Origin of the sequence: Kineococcus sp. TRM81007 (genome assembly GCF_022669155.1) — a bacterium.
Taxonomy (GTDB): domain Bacteria; phylum Actinomycetota; class Actinomycetes; order Actinomycetales; family Kineococcaceae; genus Kineococcus.
In genome coordinates this window covers 103,198-111,033 of sequence record NZ_JALBVB010000050.1, presented here as the reverse complement: position 1 = coordinate 111,033, position 7,836 = coordinate 103,198, and the positions used below count along the sequence as shown (strand labels likewise).

Annotated in this window: 5 protein-coding genes; all 5 read left to right on the top strand. The window is 72.3% G+C overall.

What is annotated here, in order from left to right:
- The coding region (locus MN205_RS09355) for a carbohydrate ABC transporter permease (protein WP_242123780.1) at positions 1–850 on the top strand (850 nt) is incomplete at its 5' end.
- 131 nt (positions 851–981) lie between these two features.
- Positions 982–1,800 carry a carbohydrate ABC transporter permease gene (locus MN205_RS09350; protein WP_374115899.1) on the top strand — a complete coding sequence of 273 codons (819 nt, stop codon included), beginning with the start codon at positions 982–984 and terminating at the stop codon, positions 1,798–1,800.
- 76 nt (positions 1,801–1,876) lie between these two features.
- Positions 1,877–4,471: an alpha-L-rhamnosidase gene (locus MN205_RS09345; protein ID WP_242126547.1), complete on the top strand. Its 2,595-nt coding sequence runs from the start codon at positions 1,877–1,879 to the stop codon at positions 4,469–4,471.
- A 69-nt stretch (positions 4,472–4,540) separates the two neighbouring features.
- Entirely contained in the window at positions 4,541–5,593 is a 1,053-nt protein-coding gene (locus tag MN205_RS09340) for a LacI family DNA-binding transcriptional regulator (protein ID WP_242126545.1), read from the top strand.
- Positions 5,594–5,968: 375 nt separating this feature from the next.
- Positions 5,969–7,582, top strand: coding sequence for an adenylyl cyclase (locus tag MN205_RS09335; RefSeq protein ID WP_242126543.1), 1,614 nt, complete (start codon positions 5,969–5,971; stop codon positions 7,580–7,582).
- Positions 7,583–7,836: the final 254 nt, after the last annotated feature.

Here is a 7,836-nt window from a genome sequence, read left to right as displayed (position 1 = left end):
CAGCCCCTACCCGGGGTGGTTCTACCTGCCCGCCGCCGTGGTCTACGGCGTGCTGTTCCTGGTGCCGACGTTCGCGTCGTTCTACTTCGCGCTGACCCGCTGGACGATCTTCGACAGCGAGTTCATCGGTCTGGCGAACTTCGTGCAGTTCTTCCAGGAACCGGCCCTGGTGAAGGGCTTCACCAACACCTTCGTCTACGCGGTGGTCACCTCCGGCGCCAAGGTCGTGCTCGGGCTGGGGCTGGGCATGCTGCTGACCAGCCAGATCGTGGGGCGCGGCTACCTGCGCGCGGTGGTCTTCTTCCCCGTGCTGGTCTCCTCCGTCGGGGTGGGCATCACCTTCCAGGTGCTGATGCACCCCTCGCGCGGGGCGATCAACTCCGCGCTGGGGGTGTTCGGCATCGACGGGCCCGGCTGGCTGGTCGATCCGCAGCTGGCGCTGCTGTCGGTGGCGCTGGTGGACGTGTGGAAGGGCGTGGGGCTGGCCACCTTGATCTACATGGCCGGGATCGTCTCGATCCCGAAGGAGTACTACGAGGCGGCCAAGGTCGACGGGGCCGGGTCGTGGACGCTGTTCCGCAACGTCATCTTCCCGTTGTCGTGGCCGGCGACCTCCACGGTGATCACCCTGTCGCTGATCGGGGGCCTGCGCTCGTTCGACCTGATCTGGGCGATGACGCGCGGGGGGCCCGGTTTCACCTCCGACGTGATCGCCTCGGTGATCTACAAGCAGTACCAGGCCGGCTTCTACGGCCTGTCCACCGCCGGCAACGTGATCCTGTTCCTCGCGGTGACCGCTCTGGTGCTGCCGCTGACGCGGTTCCTGGCCCGCAAGGAGGTCGAGCTGTGAGCTCCACGATCAGTCCCGCCGGGCCGTTGAACCCCCGCTCCCGCTCCCGGTCCTGGTCCCGGCGCAGGGGTGGGGTGGACCCGCAGGGCCCGGCGCCGGGTGGTGGGCGCGTCGGTGGCCCGCGCGCGGCGCTGTACCGCTACGGGGTCGGGGCCTTGGCGATCGTGCTCAGCGTCGTGGTGTTCATCGTGCCGTTCGTGTTCATCGTGCTGACGGCGGTGATGGACGCGCAGCAGGCCGGTGAGTTCCGCTTCGCGCTGCCGCGCCGGTTCCAGGGGTGGCAGAACCTGGTGGAGGTCGTGCAGACGCGCGACTACATCCTCGTCATCGCGTTCATCAACTCCATCGTGCTGACGGTGGCCAGTGTGACGTTGATGGTGGTGTTCGGCTCGATGGTCGCGTTCGTGCTGCAGCGGCGCGTCACCCGCTTCAACGGGTTGATCAACTTCCTGGTGCTGGCTGGGTTGATCATGCCGCCGGCGGTGGTGCCGACGATCTGGGTGCTGCAGCGGCTGGGGTTGTTCGCCACGATGCCGGGGCTGATCCTGGTGGAGGTGGCCTTCGGGATCTCCTTCACGGTGCTGTTGTTCCGGGCGTTCATCTCCACGATCCCGCGTGAGCTGGACGAGGCGGCGGTGCTGGACGGTGCGGGGCCGGTGCGGTTGTTCTTCCGGGTGATCCTGCCGCTGCTGCGTCCGGTGCTGGTGACGGTGGTGCTGGTGCAGTCGGTGGCGGTGTTCAACGACTTCCAGACCCCGTTGTACTTCCTGCCGGGGGACGCGGGGGCGACGGTGCAGCTGACGTTGTTCAACTTCCAGAGCCAGAACCTGTCCAGCTACAACCTGTTGTTCATGGACATCCTGCTGATCACGATCCCGATGCTGCTGCTGTACCTGTTCTTCAACCGTCAGCTCGTCGCCGGCATGACCTCCGGCGCCGTCAAGGGCTGAACCACTCCACGCGGGCGGCGACCGACGACGGACGCCGCCCGCGCTCCACCCCGACACACGTGAGGATCCGAAGCGCATGAGCGCCGTTCCCACCAGCCCGACGTTCGAGCACCACCGCGATGCCCTGGGCATCGGTGAGGCCGCGCCGCGGATCTCCTGGCGGACCACCGCACCGGCCGGGTGGGTGCCGGCCGGCCACGAGCTGGAGGTCACCCGCGACGGCGCGGTGGCGAGCACCGGCCACGTCTCCTCGCCCGACTCGGTCCTGCTGGCCTGGCCGTGGGAGCCGCTGCGTTCCCGGGAGGCGGCGAGCGTGCGGGTGCGGGTGTGGGGGGAGGGCGAGCAGGAGCCCTCGCCCTGGTCGGAGCCGGCCACCGTGGAGACCGGCCTGCTGCACCCGGAGGACTGGACCGCCCTGGCGGTGGGCCCGGCGTGGGACGAGGACCCCGATTCCGATCGCCGACCGGCGCTGCTGCGCCGCGAGTTCCGCGTGGACCGCCCCGTCCGCTCCGCACGAGTGCACGCCACCGCCCACGGCGTCTTCCGCCTCGAGGTCAACGGGCAGCGCGTCGGCACGGACGAGCTGGCGCCCGGCTGGACCGTCTACGGTGAGCGGCTGCGCTGCTCCACCTACGACGTCACCGACCTGCTGCGGACCGGTCCCAACGCCATCGGGTCGTGGCTCGCCGACGGCTGGTACCGCGGCAGGCTCGGCTTCCACGGCGGGCACCGCAACCTCTACGGCACCGATCTCGCACTCGTCGCCCAGCTGCACGTCGTGTTCGAGGACGGCACCGAAGCGGTCGTCGCCACCGACGAGGAGTGGCGCGCCGGGTTCGGGCCGATCCTGTTCACCGGCCTGTACGAGGGCGAGCGCCACGACGCCCGCGAGCTGCCGCGCGGCTGGTCCGAGCCCGGCTTCGACGACGCCGCGTGGAGCCCGGTGCGCACCGCACCGGTCGACGCCACGCGCTTCGTCACCCCCCAGGGCCCGCCGATCCGCTGCACCGAGGAACTGCTGCCCGTCAGCGTGGAGGCCAAGGGCGGCGGGCGCTTCCTGCTCGACTTCGGGCAGAACGCCGCCGGCCGGCTGCGCATCCGGGTGCGCGGGGAGGCCGGCAGGACCGTGACCCTCACCCACGCCGAGGTGCTGCAGGACGGGGAGCTGTACACCCGACCGCTGCGCGGCGCGGAGTCGCGCGACACCTTCACCCTCGCCGGGGGCGGGGTGGAGGAGTGGGAACCCGCCTTCACGATCCACGGCTTCCGCTACGCGCAGGTGGAGGGCTGGCCGGCGGCGACGATCGAGCCCGGTGACGTCGTCTTCCGCGTGTTGCACTCGGACCTGGAGCGCACCGGGGAGTTCTCCTGCTCCGACCCGCTGGTGGAGCGCCTGCACGAGAACGTCGTGTGGAGCATGCGCAGCAACTTCGTCGACATCCCCACCGACTGCCCCCAGCGCGACGAGCGCCTCGGCTGGACCGGCGACATCCAGGTGTTCGCCCCCACGGCCGCCTTCCTCTACGACGTCAGCGGCTTCCTCGCCTCCTGGTTGTGCGACGTGGAGGCCGAGCAGCTCGAGGACGGCACGGTTCCCTGGTACGTGCCCGTCATCCCGGGTGACTTCTGGACCCCGCCGAAGCCCGGGGCCGTCTGGGGCGACGTCGCCGTGCTGACCCCGTGGACGCTCTACGAGCGCACCGGGGACACCGGGGTGCTCGCCGCGCAGTACGACAGCGCCCGGCGCTGGGTCGACCTGGTGGAGCGCCTCGCCGGGCCGGACAGGTTGTGGAACACCGGCACCCAGCTCGGTGACTGGCTGGACCCGGCCGCCCCGCCGGAGTCACCGGCCGACGCCCGCACCGACCGCTACCTCGTCGCCACCGCCTACTTCGCCTGGTCCGCCCGCCACCTGGCCGAGACCGCGCGCGTCATCGGCCGCGGCGACGACGCGCAGCGCTACGCGGCGCTGGCCGACGAGGTCCGCGACGCCTTCCTCGCCGCGCACCTGCGTGAGGACGGCCGGCTCAGTTCCGACGCGCAGACCGCCTACGCCCTGGCGATCCGCTTCGGGCTGCTGTCCGGGGAGCAGCAGCGGACCGCCGGCGAGCGGCTGGCGGAACTGGTGCGCGAGGCGGACGGCCGCATCGCCACCGGCTTCGCCGGCACCCCCGTCATCTGCGACGCCCTCACCCAGACGGGGCACCTGGACGAGGCGTACCTCCTGCTGCTCGAGCGCGGCTGCCCCTCGTGGCTGTACCCGGTGACGATGGGTGCCACGACGATCTGGGAGCGGTGGGACTCCATGCTCCCGGACGGCACCGTCAACCCCGGGGAGATGACCTCCTTCAACCACTACGCCCTCGGGGCGGTCGCCGACTGGCTGCACCGCGTCGTGGCCGGTCTGGCGCCCGACGAGCCCGGGTACCGCTCGATCCTCTTCCACCCCCGGCCCGGCGGGGGCCTGACCTCCGCCGCCGCCCGGCACCTCACCCCCTACGGCACCGCCTCGATCGAGTGGACGCTGCAGGGGGGCGAGCTCGCCGTGACGGTGCAGGTGCCCACGGGGGCGACCGGCCGCCTGGTGCTGCCCGACGGGAGCACCGAGGACGTGCCCGCGGGCACCCACCGCTTCACCAGCGGCGTCCTCACCGCGGACCCGGTGGGGTGAGCGCGACCTGCGCGGCCGGACCGGGGTGACGTAGTGTTCACCGCTGCGCGGTCGGGGCACGGAGGTGGCATGCGCACGGGCATCAAGGACGTCGCACGGCTGGCCGGCGTCTCCGTCGGCACCGTCAGCCACGTCCTCAACCACCCCCAGCTCGTGTCCTCGGAGACGGCCGAGCGGGTGCGCGAGGCGATGCGGCAGCTGGGGTACGTGCGCAACGAGCCGGCGCGCCAGCTCGCGCTGCGGGGCCGCAGCGAGCTCATCGCCGTGGTCCTGCCCACCACCACCGACCCGTTCTTCCTCGACGTCGTCCACGGCGCCCAGCAGGCCGCGGCCCTGCACGGGCTCGAGGTCATGGTCGCCAGCAGCGAGCACGACGTGCAGCGCGAGCACCGGCAGCTCGAGACCCTGGAGCAGCGCCGGGTCCGGGGCGTCCTGCTCAGCCCCGCCGTCGACGCGTCGCTGGAGGGCGTGCGGGCGCTGCAGGAGCGGGGGACCCCGCTGGTGCTCGTGGGTCCGGTGTTCGGCGAGCACCCGTTCTGCTCGGTCTCCATCGACGAGCGTTCCGGTGGCCGTCAGGTGGGCGCCCACCTGGCCCGGGCGGGGCACCGGCGCGTCGTCTTCGCGGGGGCGCCGCTGTCCGCGCACCACGTGCACGAGCGGTGCGCGGGCATGGCGGAAACCCTGCCGGACGCCGACGTGCAGGCGGTCGACGTCTCCGGGTGGCAGCCGGGCGGTGGGTTGCCGGCGCTCGGGGAACTGCTGGACGCACCGCCCCGGCGGCGTCCGACCGCGATCGCCTGCGCGAACGACCTCATCGCCCTGGAGGCCCTGGCGGAGTGCGTGCAGCGCGGTCTGGCGGTGCCGGAGCAGGTGGCGGTCGTGGGGTACGACGACATGCCGTTCACCCGTTCCGCCGCCGTCTCGCTCAGCACGGTGTCGCAGCCGCAGCGGGAGATGGGCCGGTGCGCCACCGAACTGCTGCTGCGGGAGGACGGCGACGGCGCCGGGCACGAGCACGAGCGCGTCGTGCTGCAGCCGACGCTCCTGGCACGGCGCACCAGCGACCGCGTCCTGCCCGCCCGCCGCGCGGTGGGACCCGCGCGCGAGCGCTCCGGGGGTTGACACCCGGAACCCGCTGCTCCAAAGCTGTGAGCACACCGTCACCGCCGCTCTCCTCGGCCACCCTCGTGCGACCAGGCCGCTGAGCGATGCCCTCCGGACGGTTCACACCCTCGAGGAAGAGGAAACCGTGAACACACCTGTCCCTCCACGCGCCCGCGGGTTCCGGACCCCGGTCGCCGCGCGCGGCGGCTGCCCCCCTGGGGTGCGGCGCTGCTGAGCGCGTCACTGGCCGGGCCCGCCGCCGCGGCCCCACCCGCGAGCGGTGGGCCGGAAGCCGACCTCGGGCCCGCCGTCACCGTCTTCACGCCGCAGACGCCGACCCGGCAGATCGAGGACGCGGTCAACCGTGTCGCCGACGCGCAGGCCGGCAACGAGATGGGGCGTGAGCGGTACGCGTTCCTGTTCCAGCCCGGGACCTACGGCAGCGCCGAGGACCCCCTGCAGCTGCGAGTGGGTTACTACACCGAGGTCGCCGGTCTGGGGGAGTCGCCCTCCGACGTGACGGTCCACGGCAAGGTGGAGGTGTTCGACCGCTGCTTCGGCTCCGGCGCCCAGACGTCGTGCAACGCGCTGACCAACTTCTGGCGCACCGTGTCGAACCTGCGGATCGAGGTGGACTCGGCGGGGCAGGAGGGTTGCCGCGCCGGGACGAACTTCTGGGCGGTCTCGCAAGCGGTCTCGATGCGCCGGGTGGAGGTCACGGGTGGGCAGCTGTCCCTGATGGACTACTGCTCCGCGGGTCCGTCCCTGGCCAGCGGGGGCTTCATCGCCGACTCGAAGCTGCCGAACGTCGTGAGCGGCTCCCAGCAGCAGTGGCTCACGCGTGACAGCGAGGTGGCCGGCTGGTCCAACGGTGTCTGGAACCAGGCCTTCTCCGGGGTCGAGGGGGCACCGGCCACCGAGGCCGGCGACGCCCCGCCCTACACCGTCCAGGACCGGACGCCGTTGAGCCGGGAGAAGCCCTACCTGTTCGTGGACAGCGCCGGCGACCACCAGGTCCGCGTCCCGGCGGCCCAGCGGGGTTCCCGCGGCGTCACCTGGGACGGGGGGCAGGCGCCGGGGCGGACGGTGCCGCTCAGCGACTTCTACGTCGCTCGCCCCACCGACTCGGTGGCGCGGATCAACTCCCAGCTCGCGCGCGGCAAGCACCTGCTGCTCACCCCGGGCGTGTACGACGTCGAGCGCAGCATCGCGGTCGAGCGCGCTCGCACCGTCGTCCTCGGGGTGGGGCACGCCACCCTCAGCTCCCGGCGCGGCGCCGTCCCGCGGACCGTGGGGGACGTGCCCGGTGCCGTGGTCGCGGGGCTGACCGTCGACGCCGGTGCCCAGGAGTCGTCGGTCCTGCTGCGGGTGGGCACGAAGAACGCCCGCAAGAGCGACCCGGCCGACCCCGTGACCCTCAGCGACGTGTACTTCCGTGTCGGCGGACCGCAGACGGGTCGGGCGGAGGTCAGCCTGGAGGTGAACAGCGACCACGTGCTGCTGGACCACATCTGGGCCTGGCGCGCCGACCACGGGCTGCCGGGGACCTACGGCTGGGACGTCAGCACCGGCCGCAACGGCGTCGTCGTCGACGGCGACGACGTCAGCGCCACGGGCCTGTTCGTCGAGCACTACCAGCAGTACAACGTCGTGTGGAACGGTGAGCGCGGCCGGACCTTCCTCTTCCAGAACGAGCTGCCCTACGACCCGCCGAACCAGGCGGCCTGGCAGCACGACGGGACGCTGGGGTGGGCGGCGTACAAGGTCGCCGACCACGTCCGCCGCCACGAGCTGGCCGGCGCCGGTTCCTACGTCTTCACCAACGTGGACCCGTCCCTGCACGCCTCCCACGGGTTCGAGGTGCCCCGCACGGAAGGGGTGCGCCTGCGCCACCTGTACACCGTGAACCTCACCGCCGGCACGCTCGACAGCGTCGTGAACGGCGTCGGAGCACCCGTGACCGCGAAGGAGGCCGGCCAGCCGAGCTACGTCCTCGACTACCCCTGATCCTCCGGTCGACCGCGGGGCGGGTCGCGCGCTGCGCGATCCGCCCCGCGTGCGTTCCGCCGAGGCACGGCCGTCGGGCGGTGACGGTGACCGGTTTCGACCCTTGCCGTCGCTGTGGGTTTGCGGTTGACTCGTCACCGGCGGCCTGAAGCGCTTCAAGCGACACCGCCGTTCGATGCGGCGAAGGAGCCCTCGACGGCTCCCCGCCCCCGCCGGTTCGAGGAGGAACTGCCGTGACGACCCACCACACCGCC

Coding starts and splice junctions, on each gene's coding strand:
- MN205_RS09335 (WP_242126543.1), top strand. CDS start 5,969: ATGGGGCGTGAGCGGTACGCGTTCCTGTTCCAGCCCGGGACCTACGGC.
- MN205_RS09345 (WP_242126547.1), top strand. CDS start 1,877: ATGAGCGCCGTTCCCACCAGCCCGACGTTCGAGCACCACCGCGATGCC.
- MN205_RS09340 (WP_242126545.1), top strand. CDS start 4,541: ATGCGCACGGGCATCAAGGACGTCGCACGGCTGGCCGGCGTCTCCGTC.